The sequence below is a fragment of the Enterobacter cloacae complex sp. 2024EL-00227 genome (assembly GCF_043945315.1).
Taxonomy (GTDB): domain Bacteria; phylum Pseudomonadota; class Gammaproteobacteria; order Enterobacterales; family Enterobacteriaceae; genus Enterobacter; species Enterobacter roggenkampii.
In genome coordinates this window covers 236,255-254,981 of record NZ_JBIMQP010000009.1, presented here as the reverse complement: position 1 = coordinate 254,981, position 18,727 = coordinate 236,255, and the positions used below count along the sequence as shown (strand labels likewise).

Sequence of the window (18,727 nt, the reverse complement as noted above, 5' to 3'; positions counted from 1 at the left end):
CCCGCACTCCACGCTGAATTATCAGACACCGTCTGAATTTGCAGCGGGCTGGAGAAAGGGTCATTCTGAGAATGAAGATTCCGACGTTACTAACTGAGTGTTGTATCTAATCGTGGGGGCAGGTCAGAGTTATAGAAATGGCTGTACCAGTACACCTCTTTTTGAAAGACGATGGCGGAGCAATGATCCGTGGCGGTTCTGATGTTGCAGACCGTGAAGGAAGTATAGAGCTCAGAGATCTGATTCATAACCTGAGCATTCCAACAGATGATGCAACGGGTAAACTTACAGGTACAAGGCAACACTCTGCTTTCAGTCTAACAAAAGCAATTGATTCATCTTCACCCTATCTATACAAAGCTGTGGCTACAGGTCAAACGCTTCATAGTGCTGAATTAAAGTTCTACCACATCAATGATGCTGGTCAGGAAGTGGAATACTTCAATATCCTTATGGAAGGGGTGAAGGTCATTTCAATAACTCCAATAATGCATGATACAAGAGATTGTCCCGGTACTGGTCACATGGAAAATGTATCTTTGCGATATGCAAAAATCACATGGAAAATTCTGGACGGAAATATTCAGTACACTGATGCGTGGAACGAACGCCCTGCAGCGTAGGCGTAAAAACGAGCAGCGCCGAGAGGCGCTGCAACAATTTACGCGGATGCCCGAACCGCAGGGCGCAGCCTGCTCAGGCTAAATACCACCGAACCCGTCGAGGCGATGACGGCTAACCACAGTGCAACCTGGATAGCATGTTGAGGGTCCCATCCTGCCGCCGCTCCCAGCAGAACCCCCACCACGGCGGCGCCGAGACACTGGCCGAATGTTCTGACGATCGACAACACGCCGGAGGCATAGCTGGCATGTTCCCGCGCCACGTTAGCGAGCATTTCCCGGTTATTGGGGCTCTGGAAGCAGCCAAACCCCATCCCGCATACCAGACTGCGCAGACAGATATTCCACACGGAAGGATTCTCCGGCAACGTGGCCAGCAGGACCAGCCCGCCGACAAAGACCATCAGCCCGAGGGTCGAGATGAGCGGTGCGGAGATCGTATCCGCCCAGCGACCCGCGTGTGGCGCGATCAGCACGATGCCAATCGGCCACGGGGTGAACAGCAGCGCCGACACCACCGGGCTGTAGCCATACACGCTCTGAAACAGGAACGGCAGCGCGACAAACGTGATCCCCTGGCTCACAAACGAGGCCAGCGAGGTCAGCGCGGCGAGGGTGAAGCGCCCGTTTCTGAACATCACCGGCGGCAGTAACGGATGTTGCGCGCGCCGAATCCGCCAGGTAAAGGCGAGGGCGCTAACCAGCGCGAGAACGCCCCAGAAGACGGCCTGCAGGTTAATGTGCTCCGTCACATGCTGAAGGCTGTCGGCCAGCATGATCGCGGAACCTAACAGGACGGCGGAGAGCACGGCGCCCGGCGCATCAAAGGGCGGTCTGTCAGCAACCGATTCCCGCGGCAAGGCCCGCCATGCCAGCAGCAGGGCGATGCTGCCCGGAATGAGGTTAATGGCGAAAAGCCACTGCCAGCTCAGGGCGTCCAGTATTGTTCCACCGAGTACCGGGGCAATCGCCGTGCTGGAGGCGATAAGCAGGGCGTGCAGCCCCAGAATGCGGCCCAGCAGTCGGCCCGGAAAAACGGACCGCAGGATCGCCGGGGCAATACTCAGGGTCGCCGCCCCGCCGATGCCCTGCAGAATTCGCATCCCGGTTAACATTTCCGGCGTTGTTGCCAGCGCGCAGCCGAGCGAGGTGAGCGTAAAGGTGGCGAGCCCGGCAAGAAACACCGGGCGATAGCCAACGCGCGCCGCCAGCGCCGCGAAGATGGCCAGCGTCATGGCCGCTGACAGCAGATAGCCGTTGGCAAACCACACCGCAACGTTCGCGGGCACCTGCATTGCCCTAGCCATGGAGGGGAGCGCGATGTTGATCATGGTGCCGTCAAAGACGCCCATCAGCGTGGTGGTCATGATGGCGGCCATCACCCTGGCGCGTTTATTACCGGGTAATCCTTCATCGCCGGGCAGGTTTGAAAATAGCGTCATCGTCGTTACTCCGGATAAGAATAGTGATGACGAAACTATAATCATGCGCTATACAGGGCGGAAGACGCAGCATTTGCACTTAATCGTTGCATATAACGCCTTATCTGAGGAGCCATCGTGTCCGATCCTGACTTTAACCTTCTGGTTGCGCTCGACGTTTTGCTGGCCGAAGCCAGCGTGGCGGGCGCGGCGCGACGTTTAAACCTGAGCACCTCCGCCATGAGCCGCACCCTGAGCCGGCTGCGGGAGGTGACCGGCGATGCTATTCTGGTGCGGGCCGGACGTCATATGGTGCTGACGCCCTGGGCCGAAGCCACCAGGGACCGCGCCAGAAGCGCCGTGCACGAGGCGAGGGCGGTGCTGCAGCCCTCCACAGACACGCTGAAGGTGGAAAGCCTTGAACGGCTGTTCACTATTCGGGCCAACGACGGTTTTGTCGTGGCGTTTGGACCTATGCTCATAGCCGCGGTGGCGAGCGTTGCACCCGGAGTGTGCATCCGCTTCGCTCCCAAACCTGAAAAAACGTCGCGCTATTTACGGGAGGGGCTTGTCGACCTGGAGATCGGCGTGCAGAGCAACATGGGGCCTGAAATACGGCTGCAAAGGCTCTTTCAGGATCGGTTTGTTGGCGCGGTGCGCAAGGGACATCCGCTGTCTTCACAGCCTGAGGTCAGCCTTGACGATTATGTTGCCTGGGGCCATGTGGTGGCGTCGCCTGATGGGGCGTTACACGGGTCTGTGGACGACGCGCTGGCGGAGCGGGGGATGAAACGAAAGATCGCCAGCGTGGTGCCTGGATTCCCGACGGCGTTATCCGTAGCGCTGGCCTCCGACCTGGTTGCTATGGTACCGGCGTTGTACCTGCTCAATCAGGCGATGACCGAGCGCGTGCACGTCTTTGAACTGCCCTTTAAGACCTGGACCATTACGGTATCCCAGATGTGGCATCCGCGCATGGAGCGGGACCCGGCGCATCGCTGGCTCAGGGAAAAGGTCCTTGAGGTGTGCCGCGCGGTTTGCTGACGCTCAGAGCACTTTCCCCGGCACCGTGAGGATGAAGCGCGTCGACACCGCATCCGATTCCACGCGGACTTTTCCGTGGTGCGCGGTGACGATGGACTTCACGATGGCAAGCCCAATCCCGCTGCCTTCGCCCTTACGCTGCCTGGACGGATCGACGCGATAAAAACGGTCAAACAGCTTTGGCAGATGCGCCTGCGGGATCGGCGTGCCGGGGTTTTCTGTTACCAGCTCAACGTCGTTATCCCGTTTTCTGATGGAGACCGTTACCGTTTTCCCTTCCGGCGTATAGCGCAGGGCGTTGGAGAGCAGATTATTGATTGCTCTTCTGAACATCTGCGGATCGCCTTCTATCAGGCAGGGCATCCCGTTAAATTTCAGCGAGACGTGGCGTTCTTCCGCCCAGGCTTCGAAGAAATCGAAGACTTTCATCACCTCAGCGCTTAAATCAAACATCACCCGATCCGGGATGAGCTGATTATTATCCGCCTGCGCCAGGAACAGCATGTCGCTGACCATGCGGGTCATCCGGTTGTACTCTTCGAGGCTGGAGTAGAGGACATCTTCCAGCTCTTTCTGGGAGCGGTTCTGACTTAACGCGATTTCCGTTTGCGTCACCAGGTTGGTGATGGGCGTCCTGATTTCATGCGCGATGTCGGCGGAAAAATTCGCCTGCCGGGTAAAGACATCTTCAATTTTCCCAATCATATGGTTGAAGGAGATCACCAGCTGTTCCAGCTCAACGGGCACGCGGGACGGCTCCAGCCGCGCATCCAGATTTTCGGAGGTGATATTTTTAATGGCGGTGCTGACGTTACGCAGGGGCAAGTGTCCCTGGCGCACCGCGATACGAATAACCAGCACAATCAGCAGGCTGATCGCTGCGGCTATGGCAAAAAGATTCTTCTTCAGCGCCTCAAGGTAGTGGAGATGAAAATTAATCGAGAGCCCGATCAGCATGACGTAGTCCTGGGTTTTGCCCTGCAGCGTCGCCCTGCCTGAGGAGGCGATAATCCGGTACGTTTCCATTTTCATGTCGGACCCGGCATGCATAGACTTGACCGGATCTTCTACCGTCCAGAGAAACACATCCTGTGCCTGACGGTGTTCGCTAAAGTTCGCTGTGTTCATCGCCGGGCGCAATGCCGCGCCTTGCGCCGAGCTGAACAGGGTATTGCCCTGCGGATCCAGAAGCAGGACGGCCACGTTGCGGTAGCTGGCGACCGACTCTTTGAGCTTGCTGATTTTCTTTTGGTCGGGATCGGCCGGAGACTGGAGGATGCGGTGCATTGCGCTGCTAATCTGCTGTAAGTCGCTGATATCCTGCTCGGCAAAGTGCTTCTCAACGGAGTGCAGCATAAACCAGGTAAAGGCGAAAAAGGCCAGTATGGTGGAGAGGCTGATAAAAAAGGTCAGCCGCAGCGCAAGCGAGAACGGGCGTCGGAGGGACTTAACGGGCATCCGGCACCTCCAGCATATAGCCCACGCCGCGTACCGTCTGGATCAGCTTGGGTTCAAAATCGTTATCGATCTTTGCGCGCAGGCGCTTTACCGCCACATCTATTGCGTTCGTGTCGCTGTCAAAGTTCATATCCCACACCTGGGAGGCAATCAGGGAGCGGGGCAGCACCTCGCCCTGATGACGCATGAAAAACTCCAGCAGGCTGAACTCCTTGCTGGTTAACAGGATGCGATTGCCCGCCCGGCTGACCTTCCTCGATACAAGGTCAACCGTCAGGTCAGCCGCCTGAAGCTGGCTTTCCGCGATCACCGTATTTCCGCGTCTTAGCAGCGTCCTGACCCGGGCGAGCAGTTCCGCAAAGGCGAAAGGCTTAATCAGATAATCATCCGCGCCCAGCTCAAGCCCTTTAACCCGATGTTCAATCGTACCGAGAGCCGTCAGAAGCAGTATGGGCATCCCTTTACCGGCAGAGCGAAGCATGCGGACAATATCCCAGCCGTTCACGTCGGGCAGCATGATATCCAGAATCAGCAGGTCATATTCCGCGGTCATGGCGAGGTGGTACCCGGTCAGGCCATTATCCGCGTGGTCCACGACAAACCCCGCTTCCGTCAGCCCCTTGCTGAGGTATTCCCCGGTTTTCATTTCGTCTTCAACGATCAGTATTTTCATCTTGCTCCCCAGACTGGCTGCTGATGACATTCTAGTGAGCCCGCGATCGTTAACAATGACTTACGCCATAAATGACAGCATTGTCATTATCCTGTCACCGGTCAAACAGGATGCGTTCAGTAGAGTAGCCCTAAAAATCCTCTGGACTTCATTTGAACCGCTATGTTCCTGTTAAAACGACTCAGCATCACTACGGTATTTATCCTGGCAGGCTGCGTCTCGCTGGCGCCTGACTACCCGCGCCCGGCATCACCGGTACCCCAGCAGTTTTCGCTCTCGCGCAACGGCCTGACGCCCGCGGCGGCCGGGTATCAGGACACCGGCTGGCGCAACTTCTTCGTCGACCCACAGATAGCTGGATTGATTACAGAAGCCCTGAAAAACAACCGCGATATCAAAATGGCCGCCCTGAAGGTTGAGGAAGCCCGGGCACAGTTAAACGTGACGGAGGCGGATCGTTATCCTCAACTGAATGCCTCCGCGGGTATCACGTACAGCGGCGGGCCAAAAAAGTGACAAATCGACCTCACGGCAGTACGACGCCGGTCTTGCGCTTAGCTACGAACTCGACTTTTTCGGCAAGCTGAAGAACCTGAGCGAGGCCGACCGACAAAACTATTTCGCCAGCGAAGAGGCCCGTCGCGCGGTGCATATTCTGCTTGTCTCTAACGTGTCGCAGAGCTATTTCAACCAGCAGCTGGCGTATAAACAGCTGCGCATCGCGCGGGAAACGCTGAAAAATTACCGGCAGTCTTATGCGTTCGTTGAGCACCAGCTGGCGACGGGGAGCACCAACGTGCTGGCGCTGGAACAGGCCCGGGGACAGATCGAAAGCACGCAGGCAGAGATTGCCAAACGTGAGGGGGAGCTGGCGCAGGCCAACAATGCTCTGCAGCTGCTCCTCGGCACCTATCGCGGATTGCCGGGCGACAACGGAATGAGCGCCCGCGATATTGCGCCGGTAAAACTCCCGCCCCATCTATCTTCAGCGATACTGCTGCAGCGCCCGGATATTATGGAGGCGGAGCATCAGCTTAAAGCGGCCGATGCGAATATCGGCGCCGCGCGTGCCGCCTTTTTCCCGTCAATTTCCCTGACCAGCGGGCTTTCAACAGGCAGTACGGAATTATCCAGCCTGTTTACCGCGGGCAGTGGGATGTGGAATTTCATTCCTAAAATTGAACTTCCGATTTTTAATGCGGGCAGGAATAAGGCCAACCTGAAGCTGGCTGAAATTCGTCAGCAGCAGTCGGTTGTGAATTACGAACAAAAAATACAGGCTGCCTTCAGGCAGGTTGCCGACGCGCTCGCGCTGCGGGACAGCCTCAACCAGCAGCTTGCTGCGCAAGAACGGTATCTTGATTCGCTAAATATTACCCTGCAGCGGGCCAGAGGATTATATACCAACGGTGCGGTGAGCTATATCGAAGTATTAGACGCGGAGCGGTCGCTGTTTTCCACGCAGCAAAATATTCTCGACCTTATTTATGCCCGGCAGGTTAATGAAATTAACCTCTTCACCGCGCTGGGCGGCGGTTGGGCCGAATAACCTCATTTAATTAAAAAGGATATTAAACATGCGCAATTCACTTAACGCCGTCGTATTTGGTGCAATCATTATGTTTTCTGCCGGCCTTCAGGCTGAGGTTCATCAACACGCGGAGATGAGCGCTGCCAGCGAAGGTGCCTCAGAGCAGGTCATCACCGGGACCGGCATTGTGAAGGATATTGATATCACGAATAAAAAAGTGACGATTTCTCACGAAGCCATCCCGGAAATTGGCTGGCCCGCGATGACCATGCGTTTTACTTTTATGCAGGCCGACGCGAGTATTACTGCCTTAAAAGTCGGCAGCCACGTGAATTTCTCGTTTGTTCAGCAGGGCAATCTCTCTTTACTAAAGAGCATTAAATAGCGAGAAACGGCATGGCCTCATTAAAAATAAAATACGCTGCCGTGATAGTCAGCAGCCTTATTGCCGGAGGGCTGATATCCGTGACGGCATGGCAGACACTTTATTCATCTAAAAAAACAACAAATAGCGTTGCGGCAAGAAAGGTCCTTTTCTGGTATGACCCGATGAAGCCCGACGTGAAATTCGACAAGCCCGGTAAATCACCGTTTATGGATATGGATCTGGTGCCGAAATATGCCGATGAGAATGATAAAAACAGTGACGGTATCCGTATCGATCCGACCCAGGTTCAGAACCTGGGATTAAAAACGCAAAAAGTGACGCGCGGAAAGCTGAATTATGCCCAGACGATCCCGGCCAACGTCAGCTATAACGACTATCAGTTTGTCATTGTCCAGGCGCGTGCGGAAGGGTTCGTTGAGAAAGTGTACCCGCTGACGATTGGCGATAAGGTGAAAAAAGGCACGCCGCTGGTTGATATCACCATTCCGGACTGGGTCGAAGCGCAGAGCGAGTTCCTCCTGCTTTCCGGCACCGGCGGAACGCCCACGCAGATAAAAGGCGTTCTGGAGCGTCTGCGCCTGGCGGGTATGCCGGATGAGGATATTCAGCGGCTGCGTGCGACCCGTACTATCCAGACCCGGTTTACCATCAAGGCGCCCATTGACGGGGTGATCACGGCCTTTGACCTGCGCACCGGGATGAATATTTCCAAAGATAAGGTGGTGGCGCAGATTCAGGGGATGGATCCGGTCTGGATCGGCGCGGCGGTCCCTGAATCCATTGCTTATCTGCTGAAAGATACCTCGCAGTTTACTGTTTCGGTACCGGCTTATCCGGATAAATCCTTCCCGGTTGAAAAATGGCGTCTTCTGCCGAGCGTGGATCAAACCACCCGTACGCTGCAGGTGCGCCTGCAGGTCTCCAACAAGGATGAACTGCTGAAACCGGGCATGAATGCCTACCTGAAGCTGAATACCCAAAGTCAGGAAATGTTGCTCATTCCGTCTCAGGCCGTTATCGATACCGGGAAAGAACAGCGCGTTATTACCGTTGATGCGAACGGGAAGTTTGTACCGAAAAGGATCCACGTTCTGCATGAATCTCAGCAGCAGTCCGGCATTGGTACCGGACTGGAAGAGGGGGAGTCGGTGGTGGTCAGCGGTCTGTTTCTGATTGACTCGGAGGCCAATATTACCGGCGCGCTGGAGCGCATGCGCCACGCTGAAGCCGCTGACGACGCGCATTCAGGCCATTAAGGAGACGATGATGATTGAATGGATTATCCGGCGTTCGGTTGCCAACCGTTTCCTGGTGATGATGGGTGCGCTGTTTCTCAGCGTCTGGGGGACATGGACCATCATCAACACCCCGGTCGATGCCTTGCCCGATCTGTCTGACGTTCAGGTGATTATCAAAACAAGCTATCCCGGCCAGGCCCCGCAGATTGTTGAAAACCAGGTGACCTATCCACTCACCACCACCATGCTGTCGGTTCCTGGCGCGAAGACCGTGCGCGGTTTTTCACAGTTTGGTGATTCGTATGTGTACGTTATTTTTGAAGACGGGACCGATCTGTACTGGGCCCGCTCGCGCGTGCTGGAGTACCTGAATCAGGTTCAGGGCAAACTCCCCGCCGGGGTGAGTTCCGAAATCGGCCCGGACGCCACGGGCGTAGGCTGGATATTTGAGTATGCGCTGGTGGACCGCAGCGGAAAACACGATCTCGCCGAGCTGCGATCATTGCAGGACTGGTTCCTGAAATTTGAGCTGAAAACAATCCCGAACGTGGCCGAGGTGGCCTCCGTCGGCGGCGTGGTGAAGCAGTATCAGATTCAGGTTGACCCGTTAAAGCTGGCGCAGTTCGGCGTCAGCCTGCCGGAAGTTAAGCAGTCCCTTGAATCGTCTAATCAGGAAGCGGGGGGATCGTCCGTAGAAATCGCGGAAGCGGAATATATGGTGCGGGCCAGCGGCTATCTGCAGACCATCGATGATTTCAATCACATCGTCCTGAAAACCGGTGAGAACGGTGTGCCGATTTACCTGCGTGATGTTGCCCGCGTACAAACGGGGCCGGAAATGCGCCGCGGTATTGCCGAGCTGAACGGGCAGGGTGAAGTGGCGGGCGGCGTGGTGATCCTGCGTTCGGGTAAAAACGCGCGCGAGGTCATTACGGCGGTAAAAGACAAGCTGGAGACGCTGAAGGCCAGCCTGCCGGAAGGCGTTGAGATTGTGACCACCTACGATCGCAGCCAGCTCATCGACCGGGCCATTGATAACCTGAGCAGCAAACTTCTCGAAGAGTTTATCGTGGTGGCCATCGTCTGTGCGCTGTTCCTCTGGCACATTCGCTCGGCGCTGGTGGCGATTATCTCTCTGCCGCTTGGCCTGTGTATTGCCTTTATCGTCATGCATTTCCAGGGGCTGAACGCCAATATTATGTCGCTGGGAGGCATTGCCATCGCCGTCGGCGCGATGGTGGATGCCGCCATCGTGATGATTGAGAACGCGCATAAGCGGCTGGAAGAGTGGGATCACCAGCACCCGGGAGAGCAGATTGATAACGCCACCCGCTGGAAGGTGATTACCAACGCCTCTGTAGAGGTTGGACCGGCGCTGTTTATCAGCTTGCTGATCATCACTTTATCCTTCATTCCCATCTTTACCCTTGAGGGGCAGGAAGGACGGCTGTTTGGTCCGCTGGCCTTCACCAAAACGTACGCCATGGCAGGGGCGGCCGCGCTGGCCATCATCGTGATCCCCATTCTGATGGGATTCTGGATCCGGGGTAAAATCCCCGCCGAGACCCGTAACCCGCTGAACAGGCTGCTGATTAACGCCTATCATCCGCTGCTGATTCGGGTGCTCAACTGGCCCAAAACAACCCTGCTGGTTGCGGCCTTATCCATCTTCACGGTGATCTGGCCCCTGAGCCAGGTAGGCGGCGAGTTCCTGCCGAAGATTAATGAGGGCGATCTGCTGTATATGCCGTCAACGTTGCCCGGCGTCTCTCCGGCAGAAGCGGCCGCGCTCTTACAGACCACGGACAAGTTAATAAAAACCGTCCCTGAAGTGGCCTCTGTCTTCGGCAAGACCGGCAAAGCCGAAACGGCAACGGATTCCGCGCCGCTCGAAATGGTGGAAACCACCATTCAGCTTAAGCCTGAGGATCGGTGGCGTCCCGGGATGACGATTGACAAGATCGTTGAGGAGCTTGATAAGACCGTTCGTTTGCCCGGTCTGGCGAATCTCTGGGTTCCGCCCATTCGCAACCGCATTGATATGCTGTCGACCGGGATTAAAAGCCCGATTGGCATCAAGGTGTCTGGTACCGTTCTGGCTGATATCGACGCCACGGCGCAAAGCATTGAAGCGGTAGCCAAAACGGTGCCGGGCGTGGTGTCTGCCCTGGCAGAACGTCTGGAAGGCGGGCGCTACATCGATGTCGATATCAACCGGGAGAAAGCCTCCCGCTATGGAATGACGGTGGGCGACGTGCAGCTGTTCGTCTCCTCGGCCATCGGCGGTGCGACGGTGGGTGAAACGGTGGAAGGCGTGGCCCGCTATCCGATTAATATTCGTTACCCTCAGGACTACCGGAATAGCCCGAGCGCGTTGAAGCAGATGCCGATCCTGACGCCTATGAAACAGCAGATTACGCTGGGTGATGTGGCAGATATCAACGTTGTTTCAGGCCCCACGATGCTGAAAACGGAGAATGCCCGGCCTGCGAGCTGGATTTATATCGATGCCCGCGGCAGGGATATGGTGTCGGTGGTGAACGACATTAAGACGGCCATCAGCCAGAACGTGAAGCTCAGGCCGGGTACCAGCGTGTCATTCTCCGGGCAGTTTGAACTGCTTGAGCACGCCAACAAGAAACTGACGCTGATGGTGCCGATGACGCTAATGATCATTTTCGTTCTGCTCTATCTGGCGTTCCGTCGCGTGGATGAGGCCCTGTTGATCCTGATGAGCCTGCCGTTCGCGCTGGTCGGCGGGATATGGTTCCTGTACTGGCAGGGCTTCCATATGTCCGTGGCAACCGGCACCGGGTTTATCGCCCTGGCCGGGGTGGCAGCAGAGTTTGGAGTGGTCATGCTGATGTATTTGCGTCATGCCGTTGAAGCACATCCGGCGCTGTCCCAGCGCGAAACGTTCACTGAACAGGGGCTTGATGACGCCCTTTATCAGGGCGCCGTGCTGCGCGTGCGGCCAAAGGCGATGACCGTCGCGGTGATTATTGCCGGTCTGCTGCCCATTCTCTGGGGGACCGGGGCAGGCTCAGAAGTCATGAGCCGGATAGCGGCGCCCATGATCGGCGGGATGATCACGGCACCGCTGCTGTCACTGTTTATTATTCCTGCGGCGTATAAGTTAATTTGGTTGCGCAGGCATAAACCAGAGACAGCCGTTGGTGAAGATGACAGGGGAGTCAATACCTGATAAATTAGCTATTCAATAACCTATTCATAAAGCTATTCAAAACCATGATTAATCGATCCGAAACACTACGACAATTGCTGAGACAAGGCCCGGTATCGGTAAGGCAACTGACTGATATTATGGGTATTAGTCAGCCTACCGTTTCACGATCGATTAAAGCGCTTGGCGATGAGGTTGTTCGCATTGGCTCCGGTCCATCTATTCACTATGTGCTGCGGGATACACATCGAGGATTCAGTTCGGCTCCTGTCTACCGCATCACGGAAGAGGGTCAGGTTAAATCGCTGGGTAAACTCATTCCGGTTTATCCAGACGGTTTTGTAATGGCGCAAACGGACAATGTGTGCCTCCATAGCGATGGGTTGCCGTGGTGGTTGTTTGACATGCGGCCTCAGGGATACCTTGGCCGCGCGTACGCCTCGCGATTTTCATCCGAGCTGGGCCTGCCGCCAAATCCAGATAACTGGAGTGATACTGACGTTATCAGGGCTTTGCTCGCTCATGGGCACGATGCGGTGGGGAACCTGTTAATCGGAGAACAGGCGAGGAATCATTTTGTAGAGATGCCGTCGCCTGTTGCGGTGGACCGCGCAACCGCATACCCGTCGCTGGCGCAGGCCGTGAGCGCGGGCGAATTACCGGGCTCCTCTGCTGGGGGTGAACAGCCGAAGTTCTGTACTTATACAGAACGTGGCCACGTCATTGTGAAATTCACGGCACCGGACGATAACCCTGTAAGCGAACGCTGGCGAGACCTTTTGCTAGCAGAACATCTTGCGTTAAGCGTGCTTGGCGTCGAAACCGAGGTGTTTGATTTTGGCGGACAGCGCTTCCTTGAGATCCCGCGGTTCGACCGTACGGGACCCCTTGGTCGTAAGGGACTCTTTTCTTTACGTGCGCTCGAGGCGGAGTTTGTCGGCAGGGCAAGAGAATCCTGGCCGGTACTGGTGAATGAGCTGGCAAAGCAGGGCTGTGTTCACCAGGATGCGGTCGCCAGCACGTCAAGGCTTTGGGCGTTTGGTATGCTGATCGGCAATACCGACATGCACCACGGTAATCTGTCGTTTATCAGTTCCCATGGACGGCCTTACGATCTTGCTCCTGCCTATGACATGCTGCCCATGGGATTTGCCCCGAAATCAGGAGGCGCACTGGTGAATACGCTGCGTCCGGCTACGCTTATTGACGCGATCGGGGGAGAAACCTGGCATGAAGCACTGGCGCTGGCCGAGCGCTTTTATACGCTGGCCAGCAGTTGCGGCCGCTTTTCTGCCAATTTTGCGCCATGTCTTGCCGCATTGCGCAGCCATCTGGACGAGGCGAGATTGAAGGTGTCGCGTCTTGGATAATGAGCGAGTTTTTTTACGCGGTGCATCCTTAGTGCGGTGTGTGTGCATCGCGAGTTTGCCCGCTCAGCTTGCGCCAGGCACGATTATGCAGAGTAAACAGCAGCATCTTATAAAAGGATGTGGAGAGGATACAGCTGCCGCTAAGCAATAACATGACGATACTCACCAATGCCGCAGTCAGACTGACGCCCGGAAAAGGGTTACCGATCAGCGCGACCAGCAGATAGGCTGCCGTTAATACCAGGCTTATCACCGCCAGCGCAAGGTGTATCCGTACGGCGCGCATGCTGCCTTTGCCAATCATGAACATCGTCACGCCGTTGATGCCAGCGAAAAGCAGGGCGACCAGCACAACCCACACGAATACGCGTTCAGCTGGCTGGCTGAGTGCGGCGAGTACGCCATAGCCCAACCACAGCTGCGGAATGGCGAAACTGACAATCACCCCGAGCGTACTGATCGCTGCCGGAATACCCATGGTATGTAGTCCCACAGGCTTACCCATCTGTTCGGACAATTGCGTCTTAAACTGCTGCAGCTGTGTCGGGGAGGCATTGCTCATGCTGTTGGCCAGCGCGTTACAGTGTTTCAGGCGAAGGGATAAAATTTTAATCATTTGATTATACGGCTTTTAAAAGAGTGAAGGCCCTGATTGATTTTATGATATCCGCTACGGGGCGATAAAGACGACATTGCATCGTCCCGCATGGAAGCGCTATTTCACAACCCCAGCGGCCTGGCCTCCTGTATGAACTCAATCAGAAGGCGAAGCCCGGTCGGCAGTTGCCGGCGGCTTGAATAATAGATATAAAAACCTTCCTCCAGCGGCGACCATTCCGTAAGCACCAGGCGGAGCCGTCCATCCTTCACATAGGGTGCAACAAGAGGCTCCGGAAAATACATTAGGCCGGCTCCGCCTAAGACGGCCACAAGGCCCGTTTCAGCCTGATTGACCGTCACAGAGCCTGGCACAGTGATTTGGTACGTTTCGCCGTCTCGCTCAAGTTCCCAGCGATAAATCCGATCGTCGCCGAGACGATTGCTTATACAGCGATGGTGTAATAAATCATCAGGATGTTCAGGCGTTCCGTAGCGTTCAAGGTAGTCGGGGGATGCGGCGATAACCCAGCGAATATCGGCAGATAAACGCCGGGCAACCATGTCTTCCGGGACGGTGCCACCATAGCGGATACCGGCATCGAAGCCCGCATCAGTGACGTCAACCATACGGTTGCTGGCCACAATATCGATTTCAATATCGGGATAGCGATCCATAAACGCGGGCATAACCGGCGCAAGCAAAAGATTGGCCGCTTCAACGGCAGCATTGATGCGGATACGTCCGCCAGGGGTATTACGATACTTGTTAAGCGATTCAAATGCGCCTTCTATTATGTCGAAAGGCTGAAGGACAGACTGAACCAGTTCTTCACCTGCTGCCGTAGGGGTGACGCTCTTTGTCGTGCGATTAAGCAGGCGAACCCCGAGCCGGGTTTCCAGTCCCTTCAGGGCATGACTAAGCGCTGATGCACTGACACCTAATTCAATCGCCGCACGGCTGAAACTGCGATGACGTGCAATAGCCATGAAATAAATGAGATCGGCGACATCAGCTCTGCTTATTTGCATACAGAATCCTTTTCCTTGTGCGTTAAGGCCCGAATGTATTGATACGGAAATGATATACACCATAGACCGATTAGCGCTAATCCGTTGCTGAATTTATTTCACAAGTCCATCCGCTCATCGACTCTCACTGAAAACGGTGTGCTTCGTTATTCTTGAAAAGAATGAGACCCGGCAACGCCGGGCCAGGGAAGGGCGTTAACGGTTCTGTATTGCTGAAGGCGGCGTGAGTGAAGGGGGCGTATCAGGAAGCGGGGGAATGATCCCGTCGACGGGGTGCGGCAGATAGAGTGCCTCGAGTTCCGTGATTTCAGCATCGCTAAGTGTAAAGTCCAGTGCGCTGATAGCCGTGGAAAGATGTTCTGGTTTGGTCGCGCCAATGATCGGGGCTGTGATGACCGTTTTTGATAGCAACCAGGCAAGTGCAACATGGGCTCTTGGCACATCGTGCTTTTCAGCAATGCTGGCAACGACATCAATAACGGGCTTATCCAGAAGGGCTGCGTTCTCATACATTTTTAACGCAAAGGCATCGTTTTGCGTTCGTCGGGACGTGACACTCCAGTCGCGCGTGAGCCTGCCGCGCGCCATCGGACTCCAGGGGATCACACCAACGCCCTGGTCTTCACACAGGGGCAACATCTCGCGCTCTTCTTCCCGGTAAAGCAGATTGTATTGCGGTTGCATCGTAATAAATCGGGTCCAGCCGTTACGCTCTGCAGTATGCTGCATTTTTGCAAAGCGCCAGGCTTCCATAGATGATGCGCCGATGTAACGTACTTTTCCTGATTTAACGAGGTCATGCAGAGCCTCCATGGTCTCTTCAACAGGCGTGGAGTGGTCAAAGCGGTGAATCTGAAAGAGATCCACATAATCCATACCTAAGCGCATCAGGCTATCGTCAATAGACTGAAAAATGGCCTTGCGGGAAAGAAACCCGGTATTGGGTGAGTTGCGCCACGGAAAGAAGGTCTTTGTCGCCACAACGATCTCATCGCGTCTGGCCATTTCTCTCAGCGCTTTTCCAGTGATCTCTTCAGAACTTCCGCCCGAGTAGATATTCGCGGTATCAAAAAAATTAATGCCAGCTTCAAGCGCCTGACGGATGAGCGGTCGTGACGCTTTTTCATCCAGGGACCAGGGTTGAGGCAGGCGTTCAGGTTCACCATAGCTCATACAACCGAGGCAAAGACGGGAGACTTGCAAACCGCTACGACCCAGATTCACATACTTCATTCTGTGTTCCTTCTTTTATTGCCAGCAATTCTGTATGTGACAGGGTATTGCACTGACATGAAGGGAACCAGCATGCGCCATCGAATGGTGTTTTGAGTTTTTTTCACAAATCGTCGTTATCGACAGTTGAAGACGAGAAGCGAGAGGGTGGTCAGAATTAATAACAGATTGATGTATCGGCTCGTGATTAGCTATCAGATGTATTTAACATAATATACATTATGCGCACTAACGTAAGTGGAGGCAAAATCTGCATTTCTGCGGTCATGATTGACCGCATGTGAAGCCACCTTTCAAGCATGATTTGTGTCGAGGCCCCGCACGACCCAACGTCTACGTTTACACATGGTTGAAAGACGTTTGATATACTTCAGCCTTTGCCCACTGCTGCCGTAAACTTATGGAAATTGAATTAGATAAAAGCTTTAGAGAAAGGATTTTCCACGCGGTCATTTTTGAAGTCACGGCCAACATTATCATCGCGCTTTCGCTTGCGTGGCTGATGAACGTGTCGGTACTCCAGTCTGGCTCGCTGTCCGTGATATCCGCGCTTACCGCCACGGCCTGGAATTTTGTGTTTAACAAATTCTTTGACGCTCTTCAGAAAAAATACCAGTTTGAAAGAACGTTCCTCGTCCGCGCGCTCCATGCGGCCTGTTTCGAAGCCGGACTTATCATCACGTTAATTCCTGTGGCCATGGTGATGCTGCATTTAACGATGACGGAGGCATTTTTTGTTGAGATTGGTTTGGTACTGTTTTTCCTGCCGTACACGATGCTGTTTAACTGGGTTTACGATTACCTGCGCTGGACGTTTGTTGGACGGAAACAGTCTGCTATATAACGAGATATCTGTCACATAGACGCACCTGTGCTCATATTCGACTCCTGTCACCTTCTATACTCTTCATTTCTCTATCGCTTTCAAGGAGTCGATAATGTTTGATCATGTGAAATTTGGCGTCAGCGATTATGAAAAAAGTAAAACCTTCTTCCTCGAGGCGCTTCGTCCGCTTGGTGTAGAACTCATCGATGAAGGCGCGCCGGATTATGGTGTTGAGATGAGCTCTGGCGACGTTTCGCTTTGCCTTTTCCAGACAAATGACAAACCAGCGCCTCTGCATCTGGCGTTTGTGGCCAAGACCCGTCAGCAGGTAGATGATTTTTACCATGCCGCGCTGGGCGCTGGCGGACGTGATAACGGTGAGCCGGGGCTACGTTCCTATGGTGAAAATTACTATGCCGCTTTTGTCATCTCGCCTGATGGTCATAACATCGAAGCCGTATGCCATGCGCCGGAAAGTCATTTAGAAGCTAAATCCTGACAGCCAGTCGCTGGCTGTCAGAGGCTGTCACGATCTGAGGCCAGCACGACGGATACCCCCTTTTCCGATACCGCGCGGATCCACTCCTTATCTGTACCGTCTTCAACGATGATGCTATTCACTGATGATACATCGCCAATCACAAACGACGACGCGGTGTTGATCTTTTCCGGAGACGCCAGAACGACCGTTTCCGCGGCTCTGCCGGAAAATGCACGTTTGATGCATGCCTCTTCGAAATCGCCGGTTGTCAGCCCCGCATCCGGATGAATACCGGTCACGCCCATAAAGAACAGATCTGCATGAATATTCTCTATGCCTTCGATGGCCGCCGCGCCGACCGCAACAATCGAGTGTTTATACAACCGTCCGCCGATCAAAATCACCTCAATGGCAGGATGATCAACAAGCCCCAGAGCAATACTCGGGCTGTGCGTCACCACGGTGATGCGCAAGTCAGGCGGGAAAAAGGTAATCAGCTCCGAGGTTGTCGTGCCACCGTCGATAATCACTACCTGGCCTGATGAAATCAGCTGTGCCCCTTTCCGGGCCACCCTTTTTTTTGCATCCATCTTCACGGATTGCCGTTCGGCAAACGGAGCAATTGCGGAAGATGACGGTAGTGCGCCGCCGTGAACACGTTGCAAACGCCCTTCTGCCGCCAGCTCGCGGAGATCGCGCCGGATAGTGTCTTCAGAAACGTCGAAAAGAATGCTCAGCGCTTTTGACTGGACCTGACCTTCGGCACCCAGCTTTTCAAGGATCAATTGTTTTCGCTGACGAGTGAGCATCCTGTTTTCCTGATGTTGCATGTTTCACCTTGAAAGTGCATGATATTGCTGTTTATGAGTATTACTCTACGTAAGGAGGAACAATCGTGCAATCAAAACGTGCAGATGTGCGCATCATTAACAGTGAAACCCTGTCAGATAACTGGTACATCCTTAAAAAATACACCTTCGACCTGCAGCGTCGTGATGGCGAATGGCAGCGGCAACAGCGGGAAGTCTATGACCGTGGCAACGGCGCGACGATTCTTCTCTACAACCGTGAGAAAAAGACGGTCATCCTAACGCGCCAGTTCCGCTTCCCTGTTTTTATCAACGGCCATGAGGACGATTTAATTGAAGCGGCGGCGGGATTGCTGGACAACATGGATCCTGAAAGCCGCATCAAAGCAGAAGCGGAAGAAGAGACCGGATTCCACGTTACGCGCGTAGAGAAAATCTTTGAAGCCTATATGAGCCCGGGCTCTGTCACGGAAAAACTCTATTTTTATCTTGCCGAGTATCAGCCGAAAGACAGAACCGGCGCCGGCGGCGGGATCAAGGCTGAGGGAGAAGATATCGACGTGCTGGAAATGAAGCTTGAAGAGGCATTACGCCGCATTGAAACCGGCAAGATTGTCGACGGTAAAACCATCATGCTGCTTTATCATATTGCCCTGAAAGGCATTCTGTAACCCACTGGTTTAAATCCTGATTTCAATTTGTATGAACCTGGGGGAAAAGCGTAAAACCTCCTAAATTTTGCAGCCTACTATATTTAGTGAACGATTTCGAAATTCGATAAAAACATCAACAATTCCCTAAGTCATCTGCATTTACCAT

At 54.4% G+C, this 18,727-nt stretch carries 16 protein-coding genes and 1 pseudogene; 10 read left to right on the top strand and 7 right to left on the bottom strand.

All coding sequences use genetic code 11. The features are described 5' to 3' along the window. Window positions 1-137: 137 nt before the first annotated feature. A complete protein-coding gene (locus ACHH0Z_RS17230) occupies window positions 138-623 on the top strand; it encodes a type VI secretion system tube protein TssD (protein WP_045354100.1) in 486 nt (161 codons plus the stop codon). 38 nt (window positions 624-661) lie between these two features. On the opposite strand, the gene ACHH0Z_RS17225 is transcribed toward ACHH0Z_RS17230, so the two are convergent. Beyond that, window positions 662-2,065 carry an MFS transporter gene (locus tag ACHH0Z_RS17225; RefSeq protein ID WP_395149556.1) on the bottom strand — a complete coding sequence of 468 codons (1,404 nt, stop codon included), beginning with the start codon at window positions 2,063-2,065 and terminating at the stop codon, window positions 662-664. Between the two features lie 117 nt (window positions 2,066-2,182). Between ACHH0Z_RS17225 and ACHH0Z_RS17220 the strand changes: the two genes are divergently transcribed. Next, window positions 2,183-3,088: a LysR family transcriptional regulator gene (locus ACHH0Z_RS17220; RefSeq protein ID WP_045410208.1), complete on the top strand. Its 906-nt coding sequence runs from the start codon at window positions 2,183-2,185 to the stop codon at window positions 3,086-3,088. Window positions 3,089-3,091: 3 nt separating this feature from the next. Here the strand turns inward: ACHH0Z_RS17220 and ACHH0Z_RS17215 are convergent, their stop codons facing one another. Together ACHH0Z_RS17215 and ACHH0Z_RS17210 are read right to left on the bottom strand one after the other, a co-directional pair. Beyond that, entirely contained in the window at window positions 3,092-4,546 is a 1,455-nt protein-coding gene (locus ACHH0Z_RS17215) for a Cu(+)/Ag(+) sensor histidine kinase (RefSeq protein WP_045410205.1), read from the bottom strand. Continuing rightward, complete coding sequence (locus ACHH0Z_RS17210) at window positions 4,536-5,219, bottom strand: copper/silver response regulator transcription factor (RefSeq protein ID WP_008503517.1); 684 nt, start codon at window positions 5,217-5,219, stop codon at window positions 4,536-4,538. The genes ACHH0Z_RS17215 and ACHH0Z_RS17210 overlap by 11 nt, the downstream gene beginning before the upstream one ends. Window positions 5,220-5,381: 162 nt before the next feature. On the opposite strand from ACHH0Z_RS17210, the pseudogene ACHH0Z_RS17205 reads away from it, so the two are divergent. The 5 genes and pseudogenes from ACHH0Z_RS17205 to yjjJ all read left to right on the top strand — a co-directional run bounded on the left by ACHH0Z_RS17205 (window position 5,382) and on the right by yjjJ (window position 12,930). Continuing rightward, window positions 5,382-6,768: pseudogene (locus ACHH0Z_RS17205) on the top strand (efflux transporter outer membrane subunit). Between the two features lie 28 nt (window positions 6,769-6,796). Continuing rightward, the gene (cusF, locus tag ACHH0Z_RS17200) at window positions 6,797-7,135 is read left to right on the top strand and encodes a cation efflux system protein CusF (RefSeq protein ID WP_039266412.1); all 339 of its coding nucleotides are present in this window, start codon (window positions 6,797-6,799) and stop codon (window positions 7,133-7,135) included. Window positions 7,136-7,146: 11 nt separating this feature from the next. Then, on the top strand, window positions 7,147-8,394 hold the full coding sequence (locus tag ACHH0Z_RS17195; protein WP_045410200.1) for an efflux RND transporter periplasmic adaptor subunit: 1,248 nt from the start codon (window positions 7,147-7,149) through the stop codon (window positions 8,392-8,394). A gap of 10 nt (window positions 8,395-8,404) precedes the next feature. Continuing rightward, entirely contained in the window at window positions 8,405-11,581 is a 3,177-nt protein-coding gene (gene silA, locus ACHH0Z_RS17190) for a Cu(+)/Ag(+) efflux RND transporter permease subunit SilA (RefSeq protein ID WP_045410197.1), read from the top strand. Between the two features lie 44 nt (window positions 11,582-11,625). Continuing rightward, on the top strand, window positions 11,626-12,930 hold the full coding sequence (yjjJ, locus tag ACHH0Z_RS17185; protein WP_045410195.1) for a type II toxin-antitoxin system HipA family toxin YjjJ: 1,305 nt from the start codon (window positions 11,626-11,628) through the stop codon (window positions 12,928-12,930). Between the two features lie 28 nt (window positions 12,931-12,958). On the opposite strand, the gene ACHH0Z_RS17180 is transcribed toward yjjJ, so the two are convergent. The 3 genes from ACHH0Z_RS17180 to ACHH0Z_RS17170 form a co-directional block, all read right to left on the bottom strand. Beyond that, a complete protein-coding gene (locus ACHH0Z_RS17180) occupies window positions 12,959-13,546 on the bottom strand; it encodes a hypothetical protein (RefSeq protein WP_045410192.1) in 588 nt (195 codons plus the stop codon). 104 nt (window positions 13,547-13,650) lie between these two features. Continuing rightward, window positions 13,651-14,559, bottom strand: coding sequence for a LysR family transcriptional regulator (locus ACHH0Z_RS17175; RefSeq protein ID WP_045410190.1), 909 nt, complete (start codon window positions 14,557-14,559; stop codon window positions 13,651-13,653). A gap of 195 nt (window positions 14,560-14,754) precedes the next feature. Next, entirely contained in the window at window positions 14,755-15,792 is a 1,038-nt protein-coding gene (locus tag ACHH0Z_RS17170) for an aldo/keto reductase (RefSeq protein WP_045410187.1), read from the bottom strand. 400 nt (window positions 15,793-16,192) lie between these two features. On the opposite strand from ACHH0Z_RS17170, the gene ACHH0Z_RS17165 reads away from it, so the two are divergent. Both ACHH0Z_RS17165 and ACHH0Z_RS17160 read left to right on the top strand, forming a co-directional pair. Continuing rightward, a complete protein-coding gene (locus ACHH0Z_RS17165) occupies window positions 16,193-16,636 on the top strand; it encodes a PACE efflux transporter (protein ID WP_045410185.1) in 444 nt (147 codons plus the stop codon). 94 nt (window positions 16,637-16,730) lie between these two features. Continuing rightward, window positions 16,731-17,117: a VOC family protein gene (locus tag ACHH0Z_RS17160; protein WP_045354045.1), complete on the top strand. Its 387-nt coding sequence runs from the start codon at window positions 16,731-16,733 to the stop codon at window positions 17,115-17,117. Between the two features lie 17 nt (window positions 17,118-17,134). Here the strand turns inward: ACHH0Z_RS17160 and ACHH0Z_RS17155 are convergent, their stop codons facing one another. After that, a complete protein-coding gene (locus tag ACHH0Z_RS17155; RefSeq protein WP_023292409.1) occupies window positions 17,135-17,908 on the bottom strand; it encodes a DeoR/GlpR family DNA-binding transcription regulator in 774 nt (257 codons plus the stop codon). Between the two features lie 86 nt (window positions 17,909-17,994). On the opposite strand from ACHH0Z_RS17155, the gene ACHH0Z_RS17150 reads away from it, so the two are divergent. Then, a complete protein-coding gene (locus tag ACHH0Z_RS17150) occupies window positions 17,995-18,579 on the top strand; it encodes an NUDIX domain-containing protein (RefSeq protein ID WP_045354044.1) in 585 nt (194 codons plus the stop codon). Window positions 18,580-18,727: the final 148 nt, after the last annotated feature.